At 62.5% G+C, this 19,263-nt stretch carries 23 protein-coding genes; 12 read left to right on the plus strand and 11 right to left on the minus strand.

Features of this window, described 5'->3' with window-relative positions:
• Nucleotides 1-12: 12 nt before the first annotated feature.
• The 3 genes from GRF63_RS14280 to GRF63_RS14290 are packed head-to-tail and all read right to left on the minus strand — an operon-like array spanning nucleotide 13 to nucleotide 1,818.
• Nucleotides 13-747, minus strand: a complete 735-nt coding sequence (locus GRF63_RS14280) for a M48 family metallopeptidase (protein ID WP_160486704.1) — start codon at nucleotides 745-747, stop codon at nucleotides 13-15.
• Nucleotides 744-1,211: a YcgN family cysteine cluster protein gene (locus GRF63_RS14285; protein WP_160486705.1), complete on the minus strand. Its 468-nt coding sequence runs from the start codon at nucleotides 1,209-1,211 to the stop codon at nucleotides 744-746. The genes GRF63_RS14280 and GRF63_RS14285 overlap by 4 nt, the downstream gene beginning before the upstream one ends.
• The gene (locus tag GRF63_RS14290) at nucleotides 1,204-1,818 is read right to left on the minus strand and encodes an SCO family protein (protein WP_160486706.1); all 615 of its coding nucleotides are present in this window, start codon (nucleotides 1,816-1,818) and stop codon (nucleotides 1,204-1,206) included. The genes GRF63_RS14285 and GRF63_RS14290 overlap by 8 nt, the downstream gene beginning before the upstream one ends.
• A 96-nt stretch (nucleotides 1,819-1,914) precedes the next feature.
• On the opposite strand from GRF63_RS14290, the gene GRF63_RS14295 reads away from it, so the two are divergent.
• The 5 genes from GRF63_RS14295 (at nucleotide 1,915) to ssb (ending at nucleotide 5,959) form a co-directional block, all read left to right on the plus strand.
• On the plus strand, nucleotides 1,915-2,535 hold the full coding sequence (locus tag GRF63_RS14295; protein ID WP_160486707.1) for an ankyrin repeat domain-containing protein: 621 nt from the start codon (nucleotides 1,915-1,917) through the stop codon (nucleotides 2,533-2,535).
• Nucleotides 2,535-3,212, plus strand: coding sequence for a COQ9 family protein (locus tag GRF63_RS14300; RefSeq protein ID WP_160486708.1), 678 nt, complete (start codon nucleotides 2,535-2,537; stop codon nucleotides 3,210-3,212). The genes GRF63_RS14295 and GRF63_RS14300 overlap by 1 nt, the downstream gene beginning before the upstream one ends.
• Before the next feature lie 71 nt (nucleotides 3,213-3,283).
• A complete protein-coding gene (locus GRF63_RS14305; RefSeq protein ID WP_160486709.1) occupies nucleotides 3,284-3,535 on the plus strand; it encodes a FeoA domain-containing protein in 252 nt (83 codons plus the stop codon).
• Nucleotides 3,532-5,379 (plus strand): ferrous iron transporter B, encoded by a 1,848-nt coding sequence (feoB, locus tag GRF63_RS14310; protein ID WP_160486710.1) that lies wholly within the window; start codon nucleotides 3,532-3,534, stop codon nucleotides 5,377-5,379. Before GRF63_RS14305 ends, feoB begins: the two co-directional genes overlap by 4 nt.
• Before the next feature lie 31 nt (nucleotides 5,380-5,410).
• Nucleotides 5,411-5,959: a single-stranded DNA-binding protein gene (gene ssb / locus GRF63_RS14315; protein ID WP_160486711.1), complete on the plus strand. Its 549-nt coding sequence runs from the start codon at nucleotides 5,411-5,413 to the stop codon at nucleotides 5,957-5,959.
• A gap of 37 nt (nucleotides 5,960-5,996) precedes the next feature.
• Here ssb and GRF63_RS14320 read toward each other — a convergent pair whose 3' ends face one another.
• Nucleotides 5,997-6,683 (minus strand): hypothetical protein, encoded by a 687-nt coding sequence (locus tag GRF63_RS14320; RefSeq protein ID WP_160486712.1) that lies wholly within the window; start codon nucleotides 6,681-6,683, stop codon nucleotides 5,997-5,999.
• A 110-nt stretch (nucleotides 6,684-6,793) separates the two neighbouring features.
• On the opposite strand from GRF63_RS14320, the gene GRF63_RS14325 reads away from it, so the two are divergent.
• Nucleotides 6,794-7,936: a glycine cleavage T C-terminal barrel domain-containing protein gene (locus tag GRF63_RS14325; RefSeq protein ID WP_160486713.1), complete on the plus strand. Its 1,143-nt coding sequence runs from the start codon at nucleotides 6,794-6,796 to the stop codon at nucleotides 7,934-7,936.
• On the opposite strand, the gene GRF63_RS14330 is transcribed toward GRF63_RS14325, so the two are convergent.
• Both GRF63_RS14330 and GRF63_RS14335 read right to left on the minus strand, forming a co-directional pair.
• On the minus strand, nucleotides 7,933-8,460 hold the full coding sequence (locus GRF63_RS14330; RefSeq protein ID WP_160486714.1) for a YceD family protein: 528 nt from the start codon (nucleotides 8,458-8,460) through the stop codon (nucleotides 7,933-7,935). The genes GRF63_RS14325 and GRF63_RS14330 overlap by 4 nt on opposite strands.
• Nucleotides 8,457-8,975 carry a ubiquinol-cytochrome C chaperone family protein gene (locus GRF63_RS14335; RefSeq protein ID WP_160486715.1) on the minus strand — a complete coding sequence of 173 codons (519 nt, stop codon included), beginning with the start codon at nucleotides 8,973-8,975 and terminating at the stop codon, nucleotides 8,457-8,459. The genes GRF63_RS14330 and GRF63_RS14335 overlap by 4 nt, the downstream gene beginning before the upstream one ends.
• Nucleotides 8,976-9,145: 170 nt before the next feature.
• On the opposite strand from GRF63_RS14335, the gene GRF63_RS14340 reads away from it, so the two are divergent.
• The 4 genes from GRF63_RS14340 to hslU all read left to right on the plus strand — a co-directional run bounded on the left by GRF63_RS14340 (nucleotide 9,146) and on the right by hslU (nucleotide 12,751).
• Complete coding sequence (locus GRF63_RS14340) at nucleotides 9,146-9,634, plus strand: outer membrane protein assembly factor BamE (RefSeq protein WP_237392507.1); 489 nt, start codon at nucleotides 9,146-9,148, stop codon at nucleotides 9,632-9,634.
• A 72-nt stretch (nucleotides 9,635-9,706) separates the two neighbouring features.
• Entirely contained in the window at nucleotides 9,707-10,267 is a 561-nt protein-coding gene (gene hslV, locus GRF63_RS14345; RefSeq protein WP_160486716.1) for an ATP-dependent protease subunit HslV, read from the plus strand.
• A 76-nt stretch (nucleotides 10,268-10,343) separates the two neighbouring features.
• Nucleotides 10,344-11,390 carry an acyltransferase family protein gene (locus GRF63_RS14350; RefSeq protein WP_272914673.1) on the plus strand — a complete coding sequence of 349 codons (1,047 nt, stop codon included), beginning with the start codon at nucleotides 10,344-10,346 and terminating at the stop codon, nucleotides 11,388-11,390.
• Between the two features lie 62 nt (nucleotides 11,391-11,452).
• Nucleotides 11,453-12,751: an ATP-dependent protease ATPase subunit HslU gene (gene hslU, locus GRF63_RS14355; protein ID WP_160486915.1), complete on the plus strand. Its 1,299-nt coding sequence runs from the start codon at nucleotides 11,453-11,455 to the stop codon at nucleotides 12,749-12,751.
• A gap of 16 nt (nucleotides 12,752-12,767) precedes the next feature.
• Here hslU and GRF63_RS14360 read toward each other — a convergent pair whose 3' ends face one another.
• Complete coding sequence (locus GRF63_RS14360) at nucleotides 12,768-13,211, minus strand: MarR family winged helix-turn-helix transcriptional regulator (RefSeq protein ID WP_160486718.1); 444 nt, start codon at nucleotides 13,209-13,211, stop codon at nucleotides 12,768-12,770.
• A gap of 65 nt (nucleotides 13,212-13,276) precedes the next feature.
• Between GRF63_RS14360 and GRF63_RS14365 the strand changes: the two genes are divergently transcribed.
• On the plus strand, nucleotides 13,277-13,669 hold the full coding sequence (locus tag GRF63_RS14365; protein ID WP_337189681.1) for a nuclear transport factor 2 family protein: 393 nt from the start codon (nucleotides 13,277-13,279) through the stop codon (nucleotides 13,667-13,669).
• A gap of 91 nt (nucleotides 13,670-13,760) precedes the next feature.
• Nucleotides 13,761-14,015, plus strand: a complete 255-nt coding sequence (locus tag GRF63_RS14370; RefSeq protein WP_160486719.1) for a hypothetical protein — start codon at nucleotides 13,761-13,763, stop codon at nucleotides 14,013-14,015.
• An 84-nt stretch (nucleotides 14,016-14,099) separates the two neighbouring features.
• On the opposite strand, the gene GRF63_RS14375 is transcribed toward GRF63_RS14370, so the two are convergent.
• The 4 genes from GRF63_RS14375 to GRF63_RS14390 all read right to left on the minus strand — a co-directional run bounded on the left by GRF63_RS14375 (nucleotide 14,100) and on the right by GRF63_RS14390 (nucleotide 19,196).
• Nucleotides 14,100-15,605, minus strand: a complete 1,506-nt coding sequence (locus GRF63_RS14375; RefSeq protein WP_160486720.1) for a SulP family inorganic anion transporter — start codon at nucleotides 15,603-15,605, stop codon at nucleotides 14,100-14,102.
• Between the two features lie 103 nt (nucleotides 15,606-15,708).
• Nucleotides 15,709-16,227 (minus strand): cytochrome c, encoded by a 519-nt coding sequence (locus tag GRF63_RS14380; RefSeq protein WP_160486721.1) that lies wholly within the window; start codon nucleotides 16,225-16,227, stop codon nucleotides 15,709-15,711.
• Between the two features lie 11 nt (nucleotides 16,228-16,238).
• Nucleotides 16,239-18,011, minus strand: coding sequence for an ABCB family ABC transporter ATP-binding protein/permease (locus tag GRF63_RS14385; protein WP_160486917.1), 1,773 nt, complete (start codon nucleotides 18,009-18,011; stop codon nucleotides 16,239-16,241).
• Between the two features lie 162 nt (nucleotides 18,012-18,173).
• Nucleotides 18,174-19,196, minus strand: coding sequence for a retroviral-like aspartic protease family protein (locus GRF63_RS14390; protein ID WP_160486722.1), 1,023 nt, complete (start codon nucleotides 19,194-19,196; stop codon nucleotides 18,174-18,176).
• Nucleotides 19,197-19,263 lie beyond the last annotated feature (67 nt).

Below are 19,263 nucleotides of genomic sequence, written 5' to 3' on the forward strand. Positions count from 1 at the left end.
TGCATGACCATGCTAGCCAAAGGCAGCGTAAAGCGTGCGCCCGTCACGTTTCAGCCAGCCGTCTGCCGCCGTCAGCGGGCCTTCGAACAAATCCTCCAACAAGGCATGGAAGGCGGGCGAGTGATCGAAATGCACGAGATGCGCCACTTCATGCGCCACCACGGAACGGCGCACGTGATCGGGTGCCATCACCAGCCGCCAGTTGATGCGGATGCAGCGCCCGGTGCGCCTGTCGCCAGAGCATGACCCCCAGCGCCGCTGCGCGCGGGACAGGCGCAGGCTAGGGCAGGGCAGGTCTGCACGGTCGCAATAATAGGCCAGGTCCTGGCTGCACAGGCGCAGGGCCTCAGCCTCCAGCCAGCGGCGCACGCGGCCTTCCAGCCCTTCTGCCGGGCCGCCGATCCGCAGCACCGCAGCCTGCAACACAGGCTTGCGGCCCAGGCTGGCATCCCATTCGATCCGCAGCGAATTGCCGCGATAGCTTATCTGCTGACCATCCACGATGGCGACGCGCTGCGGCACCTTGGCCAGTTGCGTGGCGAGCCACTGCGTGCGGGCCTTGGCAAAGGACAGCGCATCTGCCGTGCGGCCCCATGTCGGCAGGGTTACGCGCACTTCGCTGCCATCCGGCGCCAGCCGCATCGTCAGTCGTTTTGCACGGGCGTGGCGGCGGATATTGATGGGAAGGGAGGTGTCGCCCACGCAAATGGCCGGGTTCTGGTGATCGTCGCGCAGCCAGTTGATCATGCGCGCGCCTCCTCCTCTTCCGTATCATCGTCCCAATCGATAACGTGATGTTCCAGCGGCCCTGCCACGGTTTCGCTGATGCAGCGCCCGGCGACGCTGGCCCCTGCCTCCATCATGGCGTCGCGGCTGCCGGTGAGGAGGTGATGCCAATCGGGCAATGGTTTGCCTTCCGCCCGGCGCACATAGGCGCAGGTTGATGGCAACCATGGCACATCCTTCACCAGCTTCGGCGTCAGGCGCAGGCAATCGGGCACAAACGCCTTGCGATGGCGATAATCGCGGCACTGCGCGGTGCCGGTGTCCAGCAGCTTGCACGCGACGTTGGTTTCCACGATTTCGCCGGTGTCTTCGTCTTCCAGCTTGTGCAGGCAGCAGCGGCCACAGCCATCGCACAGCGCTTCCCATTCGGGGCGGGAAAGCTCGTCCAGATCAAGCTCCCAGAAACGCTCCCGCATCTCAGCCATTTGCAGGCCGCACCCATTTTTCCAGCTCTGCCGCCACGGCCTCTGCCGATTGCTCCACCGGGATCAGGGCCATCGGCTCCCCCTCCCGATTGACGAGATAGCCTGCGCGCGAATGGTCCATCAGGTAACCGTCCTGCGCGTCCTCATCCAGCTTCTGATAATGGGCGAAGAACGCGGCAGCCGCGGCCTCTATCTGTTCAGGAGATCCGGTGAGGCCGATCAATTTATCGGAAAAAGCCTCGACATATTCGCCCACCTTTTCCGGCGTATCGCGCGCGGGATCGATGGTGATGAAAATAGGCTGCACATCGGTGGCGAGTTCGGGATTATCCGCCGCAAAGCGATCATAGCCGCGCATCATGCGCGTCATGTCGAACGGGCAGACATCGGGGCAGTAGGCATAGCCGAAATAAATGAGCTGGTACTCACCGGCGAAATCCCGGTTGGTAACCTGCGCGCCGGTGGAATCCACCAGGTCAAACTCCCCCGTCAGCGAACTGCCATAGAGCGGCGCGTCCGTGATTGCGGGCTGATCGGCGGCGCCATCGCAGGCAGCCAGACAAAGGGCGAGGAGGATCGCGGATGCGACTGATTTACGTGCTGACATGACGCGGCGTTCATGCTCTGCTAACGCGCGACAGGCAAGCAGAGTCCCGCAATCCACTGGGGCTTTTGCGAAAAAATTTAGACAGGAGAAAAGGCCGTGGCTCGCGCCCCCTTTCGACGCTTCACATTGTTTGCGGCAGCACTTGCCGCGTTGAACCTGGCAGTTCCGGCCAGCGCCCAGCTTTATTCCGAAGGGTACAAGTTCCTTCAGGCGGTGAAAGACCGCAAGGGCGAAGAGGCGACCGAGATGCTGAACGATCCGGGTTCCACCGTGGTGAATTCGCGCGATATCTCAACCGGCGAAACGGGCCTGCATCTTACCGTGGATCGCCGTGACCTGACGTGGACGAAATTCCTGCTGCAGCAGGGTGCCAATCCCAACATCGCAGATAATCGCGGGCGCACCCCGCTGATCGCGGCTGCCCAGATCGGCTTCGTGGAAGGCGTGGAAGCGCTGGTGGATGCGGGCGCGCGGCTGGATATCGGCAATGAAACCGGTGAAACGCCGCTGATCGCTGCCGTCCATGCCCGCAATATCGAACTGATCCAGGTGCTGGTGTCCGCAGGGGCAGACCCGGACAGGGCCGACAATGCAGGCCGCACGGCGCGCGATTACGCCACCATGCCCGGTGTATCGGGCCGCGTGATCACCGCGATCGAGGCGAGCGAAAAGGCGAGCGATAACAGCGCAGAGCGTGTTTACGGGCCGGTTTTCTGATGGCGACTGCCGGCACCACTCCCGATCTGGCAGACGCCACGCTGGACGAATTGCGCATCGCGCTGGCCCCTGAAATTGCCGTGGCCGCCATGTTCGATGGCTGGACCGATGCGGCGCTGGTCTCCGCTGCCGAAATGGCGGGCGTTGAGCCATCGGTGGCGCGGTTGGCTTTCAAGGACGGCGCGATGGGCATGATCGATGCCTGGGTCGCCTCCGTCGATGAAAAGATGGAAGCCGCATTTGCCGACGGGCGGCTGGACAACATGCCGATCCGCGAGAAAATCCGCTCCCTCGTGTGGTTCCGGCTGGAGGCCATCATGGGTCTGGAAGAATCGCTGCGCCGCGCCACTGCCGTGCAGGCCATGCCGCAAAACGTGCCGAAGGCGCTGAAGCAGGGCTGGTCCAGCGCGGACAAGATGTGGCGGCTGGCTGGCGATACGGCCACGGATTACAATCACTATACCAAGAGGGCCATTCTCGGCTCCATCTACGGCGCCACGCTGGCGGTTTTCGTGGATGACGAAAGCGAGGGCAAGGCCGATACTGCCGCCTTCCTGGATCGCCGGATCGAAGGCGTGATGAAGTTCGAAAAGGCCAAGGCGCAACTGCTGGGCAAGGATCGCGAACATTTCGATTTCGCCCGCTTCCTTGGGCGGCTGCGCTATCCGCAGAAATAGGCGCCGGGCTACCCGCTTTCTCTATTGATAATCAGTTGCAATTAGCGCGCTGATCTGGCACCGGCCTTGGCGTGGAACAGCAACTCACTCTCGATACGCTTGCGCCCAGGGAACGCGCCGAAATCACCTCTGTCGACTGGAGCGCGCTTGCACCTGATGAGGGCAAGCGATTGCGCGCCATGGGCATTGACGAGGGCGCGCGTGTAGCCATTGCCCATCGCGGCATCTTCGTGGGACGCGATCCCATCGCCCTGATGGTGGGCCGCATGACGGTGGCGATTCGCCGCGTCCATGCCCGCGCGATGACGGTGAAACTGGTATGACCCGGCTTCGCACCGCCGCGCTGGTGGGCAACCCCAATGCGGGCAAGAGCGCGCTGTTCAACGCGCTGACCGGCGCGCGCCAGAAGATCGCCAATTATCCCGGCGTGACGGTGGAGCGCAAGGCGGGCCGGATGTTCCTGTCCTCTGGCGAGCCTGTCGAATTGATTGACCTGCCCGGCTCCTACTCCCTCGATGCCGCCAGCCCGGACGAGGAAGTGACGCGCAAGGTGGTGCAGGGCGAATTTCCCGGCGAGGCCACGCCCGATGTGCTGATCGTGGTGCTGGATGCGGCCAATCTAGAGCAGCACCTTGTCTTCGCGCAGGAACTGATCGCGCTGGGCAAGCCCACCGTCATCGCGCTCAACATGGTGGACCTGGCAGAGCGGGACGGGCTGGCCCTCGACCCTGAAGCCTTGTCAGATGCTCTGGGCGTCCCGGTTGTCTCCACCGTGGCCGTGCGCAAGCGCGGGCTGGATGCGCTGGTGGAAGCGATGGGCTCTGCCGACGGGCAGGACATGTCCACCCGGCACGAGGTTGCGGGACAAACCCTGCCCGAACGGCGGCTGGCCGCGCGCAATATCGCCAAGGGCGCCATTCTTTCGCAAAGCGGCACGCATCGCCTGCACGCCAGCCTCGACAAGGTGCTGCTGCACCCCTGGCTTGGCCCGCCGATCCTCTTCGCGCTGCTGTTCGTCATCTTCCAGGCGGTGTTCGCCTGGGCCACCCCGTTTGCCGATGCGCTGGAGGGCGTGATCACCGCTCTTATCACCTTTGTGGAAGGCGCGCTGCCCGAGGGGGTGCTGAGGGATTTCATTACGCAGGGCGTGCTGACCGGCGTCGGCTCCGTCGTCGTGTTCCTGCCGCAGATCGTGATCCTGTTCGCCTTTATCCTGGCGATGGAGCAATCGGGCTACATGGCCCGCGCCGCCTTCATCATGGACAGGCTGATGGCCTATGTCGGCCTTTCGGGGCGCAGCTTCATCCCGCTGCTGTCCAGCTTTGCCTGCGCCATTCCGGGCATCATGGCGACACGCGCGATTGCCGATCCGAAGGACAGGCTCACCACCATTCTGGTTGCCCCGCTGATGACGTGTTCGGCGCGGCTGCCGGTCTACGCCGTGATCATTGCGGCCTTTATCCCGTCCACCACTGTGGGGCCGGGCATCGGCCTGCAGGGCCTTGTCCTTTTCGCCCTGTATGTCGCGGGTATCATCGGCGCGATGGTGGTGGCGCTGGTGCTGCGCCGCACGGTGGCAAAGGGCGGGGCGAGCGGTTTCATCATGGAATTGCCGCGATATCAGATGCCGCCGCTGCGCGATCTGGCTATCGGCCTGTGGCAGCGCGCCTGGGTGTTCCTGCGCCGCGCGGGCACCATCATCTTTGCCGCCACGATCGCGCTGTGGATCCTGCTCAGCTTCCCCAAGGCAGAACCGGGCGAAAGCCAGCTGGACGCCAGCATTGCGGGCAAGGTGGCAGACGGGCTGCATGTCGTCATGGCGCCCATAGGCTTCAACCGCGAAATCAGCCTTGCGCTGATCCCCGCCATGGCCGCGCGCGAGGTGGCCGTATCGGCGCTCGCCACCACCTATGCGGTTGAAGGCGCGAATGAGGAGGAGGAAGCCGAAGGGCTGATCCCGCGCCTGCAGGCAGGCTGGACTTTGCCCATGGCGCTGGCCTTCCTGGCGTGGTTCGTCTTCGCGCCGCAGTGCATTTCCACCATCGCCGTTGCCAAGCGAGAAACGAATGGGTGGAAATGGCCTGCCTTCATGGTGGCCTATCTGTTCGGACTCGCTTACGTCTTTGCGGGAATCACATATTGGAGCGCGCTGGCCCTAGGATTGTAGGCGCGTTCGGTTTTTAGCGAAGGACAGTTAAATGGCGGGTAGTCTCAACAAGGTCATGCTGATCGGCAATCTGGGGCAGGACCCGGAAGTCCGCAGTTTCCAGAACGGTGGCAAGGTGTGCAACCTGCGCATCGCCACCAGCGAAACCTGGAAGGACAAGGAAGGCCAGCGGCAGGAACGCACAGAGTGGCACACCGTCGCGATTTTCTCCGAAGGTCTGGTCCGCGTTTGCGAGAACTACCTCAAAAAAGGCTCCAAGGTTTACATCGAAGGCAGCCTGCAGACCCGCAAGTGGCAGGACCAGAACGGCCAGGATCGCTATTCCACCGAAGTCGTGCTGCGGGGTTTCGGCGGCACTCTGGTGATGCTGGACGGTCGCGGTGAAGGCGGCGGCGGTGGTGGTGGCGGCGGCTTCGGCGGCGGTCAGCGTGGCGGCGGCGGTGGTGGCGGCAGCTACGGCGGCGGCGCGGCTGGCGGCGGTTACGGCGGCGGTAATCAGGGCGGCGGCGGCCAGTCCTCCGGCGGCCCATCCGGCGGCAATGCCAATTACGATGATCTGGACGACGATATCCCGTTCTGATCGGGATTAGGGCGAGGGCCGCGGTTCCCAGATTTGTCTAGAACACCGCGGCCACAAAGCCCGCCCAGGCGTCCGTCCCGCCCAGCGCCATGCGCAGGGCAAAGCACGCCAAGAACAACACTATGCCGAACACGCTGGCCCAGTGCGGGCGGCCCCTTGTGCGCCAGTCGTAGATCGGGAATGCCAGCAGGATCGCCACTTCCAGCACCAGCGCCAGTGGCGGCGCGCCGAGGACGAATATCGCCACGCGTGCCACGGCCGGGTCCATCATCATCACGCCTGCCAGCGTCATCAATCGCTTGTGCGCCGCAGCGTCCCGGCGGGTTGCGACCCCCACCGCGTAAACGATGGCGAAGGTGAGGATGTCGAAGAAGGGGAAGATGGCAGAGCCAATGTTGTCGAAGCCCGCGATGGACCATTCGAGATTGGTCACAGCCCGCGCCGTCGTCAGGTAACCCAGCACCACGATTCCCAGCACCAATGTGATGCTGACACTGCCCAGCGCCCTGTGCAGGGTGAAATTCGCGCGCCGGATCAGCAGGGCCTGCACCAGCGTCAACGTGAACCATGCCAGCGTCACCACGCCGTGCAGGATCAGGGCAGGCGTGGGCACATATCCGCTGCCCCGCGCCGCCATGGCGGAGCCGAACCCAAGAATGATGAAGCCGAGCACGACCAGCGTCATGATCGGGAAAAATGCCTCCGCACGCGTATATCTGGCCATGGCCAATCTCCCCCCGGAACGGTGCGACCCCGGATGCAAATTAAGAGGCAAGTTCTCTCTTTGGCAAGACCGCGATGAAACCATCGCGACGCCCCGCGCATTGAGCGAAGATGACCAAGGCCAAAGATTACGTGATCGGCACGCAGGTGCGCAAATCGCCCTTTTTCGATGCGACGATGCGTTGGGGCGTCGAATCCTTCTCCGTGTACAATCACATGTACCTGCCCCGCAGCTTTGGCAGCGAGGTGGAGAATTTCCATAATCTGGTCGATCACGCCATCCTGTGTGACGTGGGGGCGGAGCGGCAGGTGGAGATCACCGGCCCCGATGCCGCGCGCTTCATGCAGATGCTGACCCCGCGCGATCTTTCCGGGATGGAGCCGGGGCAATGCAAATACGTGCTGCTCACTGATACTGATGGCGGCATCCTAAACGATCCCATCCTGCTGAAACTGGCGGAAGACCGTTTCTGGATTTCGCTTTCGGATAGTGACATCCTGCTGTGGGCCAAGGGCGTTGCCGTCCATTCCGGCATGGATGTCTCCATAGCAGAGCCCGATGCCTCTCCGCTGCAATTGCAGGGGCCGAAGTCCAAACCCGTGATGCACGCCCTGTTCGGAGATGCGCTGGACGATCTGAAATACTTCCATCACCGCAGAATGGAGCTGGATGGCATCCCCCTGATCGTGTCGCGTACCGGCTGGTCGAAGGAATATGGATATGAGCTTTTCCTGCTGGATCACACGCGCGGCGATGATCTGTGGGAGGCTATCATGGCCGTTGGGCAGCCGCTTGGGCTGACGCCCGGCCACACCTCCACCATCCGGCGGATAGAGGGCGCGCTGCTATCCTACCGCGCAGATGCGAACATCGGCACCAATCCCTATGAGCTGAACCTGGGGCGGCTGGTGGATCTTGATCAGGATGCAGATTTCATCGGCAAGGCGGCATTGCGACGCATCGCGAAGGAAGGCCCGCAGCGAAAGCAGGTTGGGCTACAGATGGAAGGCGCGCCGCTGGAAGGTGCCAACACCGATTACTGGGATGTGATCGCCAACGGGCAGAGAGTTGGCATGGTGACTTCCGCCATTTACTCACCGCGGCTGGAGCAGAATATCGCACTTGCTCTTTTGGCAGTGGACCACGCGGACACGGGCAACACCGTGGAAGTGGCGATGGGTGAAACCCGCGTGACGGCCAAGGTCGTCGATCTGCCGTTCTACGCTGGCAATGAAACGGGTTCCGGCGACTAGCTGCCCTTCAATCCTCGCAAGGCATCCGCCAGCGGGCCGTCTGTCTCGCCTTCTTCCACCAGGCCATGGCGGCGGCGGGCCTCTTCGGCCTCTGGCCCCTCGGCGTAGGGATCGATCGCCAGCGCCAGGCTCTGGGCCACGGCTTCACCAAGGTCGAAACTGGTGCCTTCATAGCCGATCTCGTCAAGCTCATCCTCCGCCAACTCAATTTCCTCGTCCTCCTCGCTGGCTTCCAGCGTGGCGGCAGGCACGAAGCGCAGGGTGATTTCATCCTCGATTCCCATCGGCAGGTCATCGCCTGATACGGCGCAGCTCTGCACGAATTCGGCTGTCATGGTTCCCTTGGCGGAAACCTCCTCTTCCTCGGCCTCCAGCATCAGCGTGGCGGATAGCCTTGCAATCGAGACCAGGCCGAATCGCTGCGCCAGCGCGCTGCGCTCCTGCGCGTCGGCCTCCACCGTTACGGGCTGTGCGGTGATGCCGCGCAGATCGAACGGGCGGGAAAATTCGTAATCGTCGCTCATGCGCGCAATTCTCCGCCCAGCAGGGCAGCATCGTCCTGCGCGGCAAGGGCATTGTTCAGCGCGCGGGTGCGCACGGCAAGGGCGAAGGGCTTCTTCTCCTCGTCAATCAGGGTGACGTTGCGTTGCAGGATCACCGCCAATGCCGCATCGCTTTCCGTCATGCTTTCGCGCAAGGCGCCCATGCGCCCGCCCAGCGCGCTCATCAGCTTGCCCATCTTCTTGCCCACCATCAGGTCTCCCACCCCGCTGTCGCGCAATTGCCGATCCATGTCCTCCACGAACAGTTCGGTCAGCAGGCCGGTTTTCGGGGCCAGTTCCTCGCTGTTTTCCATGCGCAACAGGGTGAGTGAAAGGATCAGCGCAATCATGTCGAACCGGCCTTCCACCGTGTCTGCCACGCCGCATGTGGCATACCATTCCGGCTCTCTGCTGGTGGCCACGATACCGTGCCACAGGCCGCGTAATTCCTCGCGCGGATCGGCGCCGATGCCAAGGAAACGGGTGATGAAGGACATGGGGCAGGCGCACCTTTCATTAAGCGGTTGTTCAAAGCCCTCGCAGCAATGCGGCTCTTGCGTTGCACAGGCGCGCGGGCTGCCCTAAGGCTTGCCCCACATATAGGATGATGGCTGCGCCGCGCAAAGCGCACCTTGGTCCATGCACGGATTGCGAGAAGGATTACACCATGGGTTTCAATGTGCCCAAGAAACTGTTCGCCGGGAAACTGGCTATGGGCACCGCCCTTGCAGGCGTGACGCTGGCGATATCGGGGTGTTCCTCGATTACCAATCACCGCGGCTATATCGATGACGAGACGCTGATCGCCGCCGTGCAGCCGGGGCTGGACAACCAGCAATCCGTGCGCGGCACGCTGGGCCAGCCCACGCTGGTCAGCCAGTTTGGCCAGCCTGTCTGGTATTATATCTCCAGCCGGACGGAGCAATCGCCCTTCCGCCAGCCCAAGATCGAGGATCATAACGTGCTAGCCGTGTATTTTGACGAGGCGGGCAATGTCGTCTCCACCAATCGCACGGGGATGGAGCAGGTGGCACGCATCAGCCCCGATGGCGATGAAACACCGACGCTGGGCCGTGAACGCGGCTTCCTGGAAGACCTGTTCGGCAATATCGGCACGGTCGGCACAGGCGCACCGGGCGGGCAGGGCAGGCCCTGATCTCAGTCCGCGCAGGCTGAACTTGCGCGGCATTGCTTGAAGCCGCGCATACCCCCGCCCATATGCGCAGGTATGAGCGATAACAGCGCGAGCCACGGCCTGACACAGTGGCACGGAACCACCATTATCGGTGTGAAACGCGGTGATGACACCGTGATTGCCGGCGATGGCCAGGTGTCGATGGGCAACACGGTGATGAAGCCCAATGCCCGCAAGGTTCGCCGCATTGGCGATGGTGGCAAGGTCGTAGCTGGCTTTGCCGGTGCCACCGCCGATGCCTTCACCCTGTTCGAGCGGCTGGAGCGCAAGCTGGAACAGCACGGCGGGCAATTGCTGCGTGCCGCGGTTGAGCTGGCTAAGGACTGGCGCACCGACAAATATCTGCGCAATCTGGAAGCACTGATGATCGTGGCGGACAAGGAAGTGCTGCTGGTGCTGACCGGCAATGGCGACGTGCTGGAGCCTGAAGGCGGCATCACCGCCATCGGTTCGGGCGGGAATTACGCCTTGGCCGCCGCCCGCGCGATCGCGGATTACGAGGAGAACGCCGAAACCATCGCCACCAAGGCGATGCAGGTGGCCGCCGATATTTGCGTTTTCACCAATGGCAATGTGACGGTAGAGACCGTCTAAGGGGACTACGCATCGCCCCTTATTCCGGGGGGCGACGATCCAGCAGCACGAAGAAAAACTGGTTGCCATCCAGGCGTTGCGGTTTGTGGCCGCGATGGGGGTGGCGTTCACCCACCAGGCTTTCGCCTTCGCGGTCTATATTGGCGGCGGGCTGGGCATCGCTGCGCCCGTCTGGCCCATCGGCCAGATCGCTGTCTCGCTGTTCTTCGTTATCTCCGGTTACATCATGGTAATCTCTTCCCGCCGGCTGTTTGGCAGCCTGCGGGGTGCGCGAATTTTCCTGATCCGGCGTCTGGTGCGCATCCTGCCACCTTACTGGATAGCAACGCTGCTGCTGGTGGCGATCCTGCTGGTGCTGCGCGGGCAGGGTACGGATGGCGGCGACCTCGTCCGCTCCCTGTTGCTGTGGCCCTATCCCAATGCCTTTGGGGCTGCGCGCTTCCTGCCGGTCCTCTGGGTTGGTTGGACGCTTTTTTACGAGATGGTTTTCTACCTCGTATTCGCGCTGTTCGTGATGTTCTCACGCGGGCGCGCAGTTTTCCTGGTGGCCGCCGCGCTGTTTGCAATCGTGCTGGCGGGGAAGGCGTTTCAACCTGCCAGTTTCATCCTCTCCTTTGCGTCCCAGCCCGTGTTGCTGATTTTTGCTGCTGGCATGGCGCTGGCACTGATCAGGGAACATGGCATCGTGCTGCCGACCTGGTTGCGAGTGTTGGCCCTGCTACTTTGCATTGCCTACCTCATTCTCGTGCCCGTGCCGCAGAACCCGGAATCGCTGGGTTTCCACTATCTTGCGTGGGCCGGTGCCCCTGCCGTTCTGCTGGCAGTCGCGGTGTTGGGAGGTCAACTAACGCTACCCGCGCCAGCCGTCGTGAACCGGATGGGCGATGCCAGCTATGCGCTCTATCTCCTGCATGTTCCCGCCGCCCATTTCTGGACCTGGGTGTGGGGCACGCTGGGTCTGCCCGGCGGGGCATGGGCATTTCTCGTCACGCTGCTGACAGGAACCGTGATTGCAAGCTGGCTGTTTTTCCTCGCAGTGGAGCGACCCTTAACACGCTGGCTCAACCGTCGCCTTGGCGCGGCCGCGCATGACGACGCTGTTCTGCAACGCACCGGCGTGTGACACTGACAGGCTTGAACGGCGGCGGGGTTGAAGCCGCCGAAAAATACGCCAAATGGGCGGCGATGGATAATCTTACTCCCAAGGCGATTGTCGCCGCTCTCGACGAACATATCATCGGCCAGAAAGAGGCAAAGCGCGCCGTGGCTGTGGCCCTGCGCAATCGCTGGCGGCGCCAGCGCCTGTCGCCCGATCTGCGTGATGAGGTGACCCCCAAGAACATCCTGATGATCGGCCCCACCGGCTGCGGCAAGACGGAAATCAGCCGCCGCCTGGCAAAATTGGCAGAGGCGCCTTTCGTGAAGGTGGAAGCCACCAAGTTTACAGAGGTCGGCTATGTCGGCCGCGATGTGGAGCAGATTGCCCGCGATCTGGTGGAAGAGGCCATCCGACTGGAGAAGGATCGCCGCCGAGAGGCCGTGCGTGAAGCGGCCAGCGAAGCGGCGATGAACCGTCTGCTGGATGCGCTGGTGGGCAACGGCGCGAGCGAGGCGACGCGCGAAAGTTTTCGCCAGCGGATCGTCGAAAATTCGATGAACGACACCGAGGTGGAAATCGAGGTGGAAGATGCGCCCAACATGAACATGGACATCCCCGGCATGGGCGGGGGCGCCACCATGATCAATCTCAGCGACATGATGGGCAAGGCCTTTGGCGGCGCGCCCAAGAAGAAGCGCAAGCTGAAAGTGCCCGAAGCGTGGGACAAGCTGGTGGACGAGGAAGCGGAAAAGCGCATGGACCAGGACGACGTGGCCCGCGTCGCGCTGCAGAATGCCGAGACCAACGGCATCGTCTTCCTGGACGAGGTGGACAAGATCGCCGTGTCCGACGTGCGCGGCGGCTCCGTTTCGCGCGAAGGCGTGCAGCGCGATCTGCTACCGCTGATCGAAGGCACCACCGTCGCCACGAAATACGGCCCGATGAAGACGGACCACGTCCTCTTCATCGCCAGCGGCGCGTTCCACGTGGCCAAGCCATCCGACATGCTGCCTGAATTGCAGGGCCGCCTGCCGATCCGGGTGGAGCTACGCAGCCTGACCGAGGAGGATTTCGTGCGCATCCTGAGCGAAACCCGCGCTAATCTGGTCAGCCAGTACAAGGCGCTGTTGGGCACGGAGAAGCTGGATGTTGAAATGACGGACGATGCCGTGGCAGAGGTTGCCCGGCTGGCCGCGCAGGTGAACGAAGGCGTCGAGAATATCGGTGCGCGTCGCCTGCAGACGGTGATGGAAAAGCTGTTCGAGGAATTGAGCTTCGAAGCAGAGGAAATGTCCGGCCAGAGCGTGACGGTGGATGCCAATTACGTGCGCGAAAAGCTGAGCGACCTGGCCGCGGACACCGACCTTTCCAAATACGTTCTGTAACCCGGCCTAGCTTGACCTAGCGATCCAGGTCGCCGCCATGCGCATCCAGCACGGCGGCGACGAGGGATTTCAGATCTTCCATTCTTTCCGCACCAATGCTGTGCTGAACGCGCGCCTCGAACGCGCGGCTGCGCGATGCCAGTGTCTTGTCCGCCTGTTCCCCCTTGGCGGTAAGCCGCACCAGCCGGGCGCGCCCGTCCTGCGGATCGCTTTCGACCTGCACATATCCCGCTTCCGCCAGTGAATTGACGAGATAGGCCATGGATTGCTTTGTCATCCCGGCCAATTGCGCAAGATCGACAACGCGCGATCCGCGCGCGCTGATATGGCGGAACACCGGCGAATGCGCCGGGCGAATATCGGACATGCCATCTGCCGCCAGTCCGCCGTAGGTTTCGCGCTGCCACAGCTCGTAGGCGTCGCCAAACATCCGTCCCAGCCGATCATTATTTTTTGCCATGACACCCTATTGCCAATAGTCAAACAGTCTGTCTATAATAGACAGACAAGCTGACGGATATTGATGTGTCGATTGAACAGAACCTGGCCGTAGTGGCCGAGCATATCGAGAACGAAGCCCGCGATCCCGCGGCGGTGCTGGCGCTGTATACGGACGATGTTGTGCAGGAATTTCCGACGCGCGGCCTGCGCTTTGACACCAAGCCCGCGATAGAGGCGAATTACCGCCGCATGTTCGCGGCCATCGAAAATGTCGAGATGGAGACGCTGGACCGTTTCGCCACGCAGGACCGCGTGGTGGACGACATGATAGTGCGCTTCAACATGGTGAGGGAAGGGATGGACAATTGTCCGATTCCCGTCGGCAACAAAGTGATCCTGCGGCTGGTGCATGTTTTTCACATGCGTGACGGCAAAATCGCACAGGAGATCGTTCACGAGAATTGGCAGATTGGATGATGGAGATGGGCGCGCCCTATTGCAGACGCGCGCATAAATAATTCGTCACCGAAACCGGGTCGCATTCACTTCGCACCAACAGGGGAATGACATGAAAACGACTTTGAAAATCCTTGCAGCTGCAGCCCTTCTGGCAAGCACGCCAGCGATGGCAGGCGAATATGCCGGCAACGGCAAATATGTGCCGGGCGGGGACACGGGCGCTTCGGCGTGTAGCTATTCCGGCCTGAATGACGATGATGACGGGCAAGGCTTCACGCAGAGCTTCGCAGCGTTCCTGCGGTTTCTTGGCATCGATGCCGGGCGTTACTTCAACGCGGGAATGTTCTGCCGCGGCAATATGTAAGCGCAATATCGCAACAGGGCCGGGGGGCCGCGAAGGGGTGGGGGCACCCCTTCGCACTCCGCCCTTTTTCAGCGCTGGATAACCCTACGGGTGCGGCGCCAGCCCGATTTCCACGCCGGTCTTGTCGGTCAGCGCGAATTTGTCGACCAGGTCTGCACTGGCTTCGTTCAGGCCGACCACCTGCACACTGCGGCCATTGCGGCGCATCCGGTCCACCACCTTGTCCAGCGCGCCGACGCCGGAAATATCCCAGAAATGCGCCTTGGTAACGTCCACCACCACATTGTCGGCAGGGTCGTCCATCCGGCTTTCCGGGCCGATAGCATAAAAGAAGCGATCCACGCTGGCGAAGAAGATCTGGCCGGTGATGTGATAGGTGGCCGTATCGCCCTCGCGCACACGCTGCACCTTGAACATCTGCTGCACCTTGCCGGTAAAGAAGATGCCCGACAGCAGTACGCCTGCCAGTACGCCCAGCGCCAGATTATGCGTCCACACCACGATCACCACGGTCGCCAGCATCACCACGGATGATGGCCATGGGTGGTGGCGGACGTTGGGGATGGAGTTCCAGCTGAAGGTGCCGATGCTCACCATAATCATCACGGCAACCAGCGCCGCCATGGGAATGGCGCCCACGATGGGGCCGAGCAGCGCTAGCAGGATCAGCAGGGTGAGACCGGCGGTAAAGCTGGACAGTCGCCCACGCCCGCCGCTGGTGACGTTGATCACCGACTGGCCGATCATCGCGCAGCCGCCCATGCCGCCGAAAAACGCCGCCACGATATTGGCCGCGCCCTGTCCGCCGCATTCACGCTGCTTGTTGGATTCGGTGTGGGTCATGTCGTCCACGATCTGCGCGGTCAGCAGGCTTTCCAGCAGGCCTACGGCGGCCATCGTCAAGGCATAGGGAGCGATGATCTGGAAGGTTTCCACCGTCAGCGGCACATCGGGAATGATGAAATAGGGCAGGCCTTCGGGCAGTTCGCCCATATCGGCCACGGTGTTCACATCCCAGTTCAGCCCGATGGAGAGCGCGCCCAGCACGATGATCGCTACCAGTGGCGAAGGCACGGCGGTGGTCAGCCGGGGCAGCAGGTAGATGATCGCCAGGCCCCCTGCCACCATGGCATAGGTGAGCCAGCTGACGCCGTCATTCGCCAGGTTCAGCTGCGGCAGCTGCGCCATGAAAATCAGGATCGCCAGCGCGTTGACGAAGCCTGTGATCACGCTGCGCGATACGAACTGCATCAGCAGGTCCAGCCGCAGGAACGCGGCGATGGCCTGGAAAATGCCCATCAGGATGGTGGCGGCAAGCAGATATTCCACGCCGTGATCGCGCACCAGCGGCACCACCACCACGGCAACGGCTGCCGTCGCGGCAGAGATCATGCCGGGCCTGCCGCCGGTAAAGGCGATCACCATGGCAATGGTGATGGAGGCATACAGGCCCACGCGCGGATCCACGCCCGCGATGATGGAAAAGCCGATGGCTTCGGGGATAAGGGCCAGCGCAACCACGATACCGGCAAGGATGTCGGCACGCGGTTGGGCGAGCCAGTCGCGCTTCAGCGCGGCTGTGTCGATCATGGCAAAAAGTCCGCTTGTTTTTGGCACGCAGCTAAGGTGGCGCGCCCGAGATACAGGCGGGAACTTTTATATGTTGCATCGCACAATGCAAGGGCGAAGTGCGCTAGCGATATTCCTCCGGATACCAGAACACGTCATGGCATGCCTTGCAAACGGGCTGCAGATCGTTGGCCATGCGGGTTATCCATTCAGGGTCGCGCGCGTCCACGGCGGCGGAAAGCTGCTGTGCATGGTTGGCCAGCGCCACGGCAAAGGCGTTGTAACTCTGCGGGTTCGCCTTCAGCCGCGCCTCGATGGCGGCGAGGTCCGTCCCTTCCGGCGCGTCGCCCAGATTGCCTGCGGGATCGTGGGACGCATAGCTGCCAGCCGCAGCCATATCCTGCGATGCGGACAGCAACTGCGCGCTTGCCGCGTCCAGCGCATCCCAGCGCGCCTGCGTCATCAGGGCGGGATCGAAATTGCCGTAATCGTCCATCGCCTCAACCTGCAGGTTCCAGATCGCCTCTGTCGGCGGGTTTATGGCGTGGACCATGCCTTCGCGCACGTAATAGGTATCCGGAATGATGGCGGGTGCGGCCACGCAGCCTGCCAGTGCGATTGCGGCAATGGGTATCCAGCGCATGTCCTGCCTCCCTATTCCGCCGCGTCCCTTTCCTCTTCGGGATCGGCATCTTCGTTCTGCTGCCGGTTCCACATTTCGGCGTAAAGGCCATCGCGGCGCAGCAGTTCGACGTGGCTACCCTGCTCCACGATGCGCCCGCTTTCCATGACATTTATCAAATCCGCATCGGCAATCGTCGACAGCCTGTGGGCAATGGCGATGGTGGTGCGGTCTGCGCTCACGCGCTTCAGCGTGGACATGATGTCCTGCTCCGTCCGGCTGTCTAGCGCGCTGGTCGCTTCGTCCAGCAGCAGGATCGGCGGGTCTTTCAGCAGGGTGCGGGCAATGGCCACGCGCTGTTTCTCCCCGCCCGAAAGCTTCAGCCCGCGTTCGCCAACCTCGGTATCGAAACCCTTGGGCAGTTCCTGGATGAACGGCAGGATGGAGGCATCTTCTGCCGCCTGGCGCACCTGATCATCCGATGGATCATCCCTGCCATAGGCGATGTTGTAGCGCACCGTATCGTTGAACAGCACGGTATCCTGCGGAACGATGCCGATCTGCTGGCGCAGGCTGTGCTGCGTAACCAGGGCGATATCCTGCCCATCCACGCAGATGCGGCCTTCCCATGGATCGTAGAAGCGGAACAGCAGGCGGCCGATGGTGCTCTTGCCCGCGCCCGATGGGCCGACAAGCGCCACGGTACTGCCAGCCGGCGCTTCGAAACTGAGGCCGTGCAGGATTTGCCGGTCCTTGTCATAGCCGAAGCTGACGTTCTCGAACGTCACGCCGGGGCGCCTGGTGATCAGCGCAGGCGCGCCGGGCTTGTCGTCCACTTCGACAGGCTTATCCAGCAGGCGGAACATGTCTGCCATGTCGATCATGCCCTGGCGGATGGTGCGATAGACCCAGCCCAGCATGTCCAGCGGGCGGAAAAGCTGCATCAGATAGGTGTTCACCAGCACCAGATCGCCCGGGGTCAGCCAGCCTTGTGACCATCCCCAAACGGTCCACGCCATCGCGCCGCCCATCATTAGGTTGAGGATGACGGCCTGCACGATATTGAGCACGCCCAAGGAATTCTCGGTCTTGATCGCGGCCTCGGCATAGGCGCCGGCGCTGCGGGAATAGCGATCCCGCTCGCGTTCTTCGGCGCCGAAATACTTCACCGTTTCAAAGTTCAGCAGGCTGTCCACCGCGCGGGCCATGGCCTGCCCGTCAAGGTCGTTCATCTCCTTGCGCAGCTTCACCCGCCATTCCGTAATCGCCTGCGTGATCCAGATGAAGCTGACCACGGTGACGGCAACGGCTGCCACCATCTCCCAGCCGAACAGCGTCCAGAAAATCGCGCTCACCACCACCAGTTCGATCGCGGTGGGGGCGATGTTGAACAGCAGGAAATACAGCATCAGATTGATGGATTTCGTGCCGCGTTCCACCACGCGCGTTACCTCGCCCGTGCGGCGAGAGAGGTGGAAACGCAGGGAAAGCTGGTGCAGGCGCGCGAACACATCCTCCGCCAGGCCGAAGACGGATTCCTGCCCTACGCGGTTGAAGATGATGTTGCGCAGCTGATCGAACAGGACGCTGCCAAACCGCCCTGCGGCATAGGCGATCACCATGGCCATCGCCACCATCACGGCGGGATCGCCATCGGCGGCCATGGTGTCCACGGCGCGGGCATAGGCCAGCGGCATGGCCAGCACCACGCCCTTCGCCAGCACCACCAATATGCTGGCACCGATGATGCGGCGCTTCAGATCGGGGCGGCCCTCTGGCCATAGATATGGCAGGAAGCGACGCATGGTCGCCCAATCGGTATTGACGCCAGTTGCCTTGCTGGCAGTTTGATCACCGAAATCTCTCACAATGCGCGCAAGGTGGGGCCTTGGACCTGTCGTAACAAGGCCTGCTGCAACTAGGCGTGCCGTAATTGAGCGTGTTGGCGCGCGCGTCCGCCCGAAGGCTTATTCGCGCAGCCGCGTGGCGCGTGATCCGAAGTTCCAGTTCTGATCGGTGGAGATATCGCCCGGCAAATCGAACAGCACCCGGCGGGAGCGGAAATCGATGGCCACCCGCTTGAACAGGCGCAGCTCGCTCATGCCAAGGATCAGGGCGGGGCGATCCACCAGATCCAGCGCATGGAATGTTGGCGCATCGGCAAAGGTGATGACGATGTTGTTCAGCCGGGCCGATCCCACCTCCATCTTGCGCGCAATGCGGGTGACGCCGCTGATCTGCACGCCGTTGACATCCGTCATCACGGCATCGTTCAATTGCTGGCGGCGGCGCAGCCTTTCAGCCAGCGCGAAATTGCCGATGGAGCCTTGCGCCCCTGTATCGACGATCACATCCACGCTGACCCCGTCGATCTTGGCGCGATGGATGATCAACTGGCCCAGCCTCTCGCGCGCGCGCACGATGATATCGTAACTGCCCGATCCGCCGGTGCCGAGGGAATCGGAGATGTGCATCTCGCCATCGGCAAAATCCAGCAACACGCGCTGATCCTGCAAGGTATCCAGTCCAAGAATGCCGTCGGCCCCGCCGATATGGGCCTGCTCCACCAGCGGAGCCGTGCGGATTGTCAGGCTGCGCTCACCCAGAATGAATTCCGGCACCATGGTCGTTTCCACCGCGCGGCTGCTGGCCATGCCCACCAGCGTGGCGGGTTGGCGATCCGTAAGGTCCAGTTGTTGCGCCAAGGCATGTGAAAGCACGGTGGCCTGCGCCCCTGTATCCACCATGAAATCGAACGGGCCTTGCCCCTTTATGGTGACGGGCACCGTCATCCGGCGATAGCGGTCGATTTCCATGCCGATGGTGTCGGTGAAAATCGGGCTGTCGGCGATTTCCGCAGCCGTCGCGGTTTGCAGAGGTGACTTCGCTGGGCCTTGCTGCGACGCGTTTGTGGGCTGCGCGCTCAGTGACGCAGGAAGCGCCGCCGCACACAGCATGGCCAGCGCTATTGGCGAGACGATGGTTCGCATGTTCTCTCTCCCACCCGCCTGCTTTGTCCCGGCGGCGGCGGGCTTCCCCACATATACCACGCGCGGG

It is taken from the genome of Aurantiacibacter rhizosphaerae, from assembly GCF_009807005.1.
Lineage (GTDB): Bacteria > Pseudomonadota > Alphaproteobacteria > Sphingomonadales > Sphingomonadaceae > Alteraurantiacibacter > Alteraurantiacibacter rhizosphaerae.

Excerpts from the sequence above, each read along its gene's own strand:
- GRF63_RS14280 (WP_160486704.1), bottom strand. The coding sequence starts at position 747 with ATGATCAACTGGCTGCGCGACGATCACCAGAACCCGGCCATTTGCGTG.
- GRF63_RS14285 (WP_160486705.1), bottom strand. The coding sequence starts at position 1,211 with ATGGCTGAGATGCGGGAGCGTTTCTGGGAGCTTGATCTGGACGAGCTT.
- GRF63_RS14290 (WP_160486706.1), bottom strand. The coding sequence starts at position 1,818 with ATGTCAGCACGTAAATCAGTCGCATCCGCGATCCTCCTCGCCCTTTGT.
- GRF63_RS14300 (WP_160486708.1), top strand. The coding sequence starts at position 2,535 with ATGGCGACTGCCGGCACCACTCCCGATCTGGCAGACGCCACGCTGGAC.
- feoB (WP_160486710.1), top strand. The coding sequence starts at position 3,532 with ATGACCCGGCTTCGCACCGCCGCGCTGGTGGGCAACCCCAATGCGGGC.
- ssb (WP_160486711.1), top strand. The coding sequence starts at position 5,411 with ATGGCGGGTAGTCTCAACAAGGTCATGCTGATCGGCAATCTGGGGCAG.
- GRF63_RS14320 (WP_160486712.1), bottom strand. The coding sequence starts at position 6,683 with ATGGCCAGATATACGCGTGCGGAGGCATTTTTCCCGATCATGACGCTG.
- GRF63_RS14325 (WP_160486713.1), top strand. The coding sequence starts at position 6,794 with ATGACCAAGGCCAAAGATTACGTGATCGGCACGCAGGTGCGCAAATCG.
- GRF63_RS14330 (WP_160486714.1), bottom strand. The coding sequence starts at position 8,460 with ATGAGCGACGATTACGAATTTTCCCGCCCGTTCGATCTGCGCGGCATC.
- GRF63_RS14335 (WP_160486715.1), bottom strand. The coding sequence starts at position 8,975 with ATGTCCTTCATCACCCGTTTCCTTGGCATCGGCGCCGATCCGCGCGAG.
- GRF63_RS14340 (WP_237392507.1), top strand. The coding sequence starts at position 9,146 with ATGGGTTTCAATGTGCCCAAGAAACTGTTCGCCGGGAAACTGGCTATG.
- hslV (WP_160486716.1), top strand. The coding sequence starts at position 9,707 with ATGAGCGATAACAGCGCGAGCCACGGCCTGACACAGTGGCACGGAACC.
- hslU (WP_160486915.1), top strand. The coding sequence starts at position 11,453 with ATGGATAATCTTACTCCCAAGGCGATTGTCGCCGCTCTCGACGAACAT.
- GRF63_RS14360 (WP_160486718.1), bottom strand. The coding sequence starts at position 13,211 with ATGGCAAAAAATAATGATCGGCTGGGACGGATGTTTGGCGACGCCTAC.
- GRF63_RS14370 (WP_160486719.1), top strand. The coding sequence starts at position 13,761 with ATGAAAACGACTTTGAAAATCCTTGCAGCTGCAGCCCTTCTGGCAAGC.
- GRF63_RS14375 (WP_160486720.1), bottom strand. The coding sequence starts at position 15,605 with ATGATCGACACAGCCGCGCTGAAGCGCGACTGGCTCGCCCAACCGCGT.
- GRF63_RS14380 (WP_160486721.1), bottom strand. The coding sequence starts at position 16,227 with ATGCGCTGGATACCCATTGCCGCAATCGCACTGGCAGGCTGCGTGGCC.
- GRF63_RS14385 (WP_160486917.1), bottom strand. The coding sequence starts at position 18,011 with ATGCGTCGCTTCCTGCCATATCTATGGCCAGAGGGCCGCCCCGATCTG.
- GRF63_RS14390 (WP_160486722.1), bottom strand. The coding sequence starts at position 19,196 with ATGCGAACCATCGTCTCGCCAATAGCGCTGGCCATGCTGTGTGCGGCG.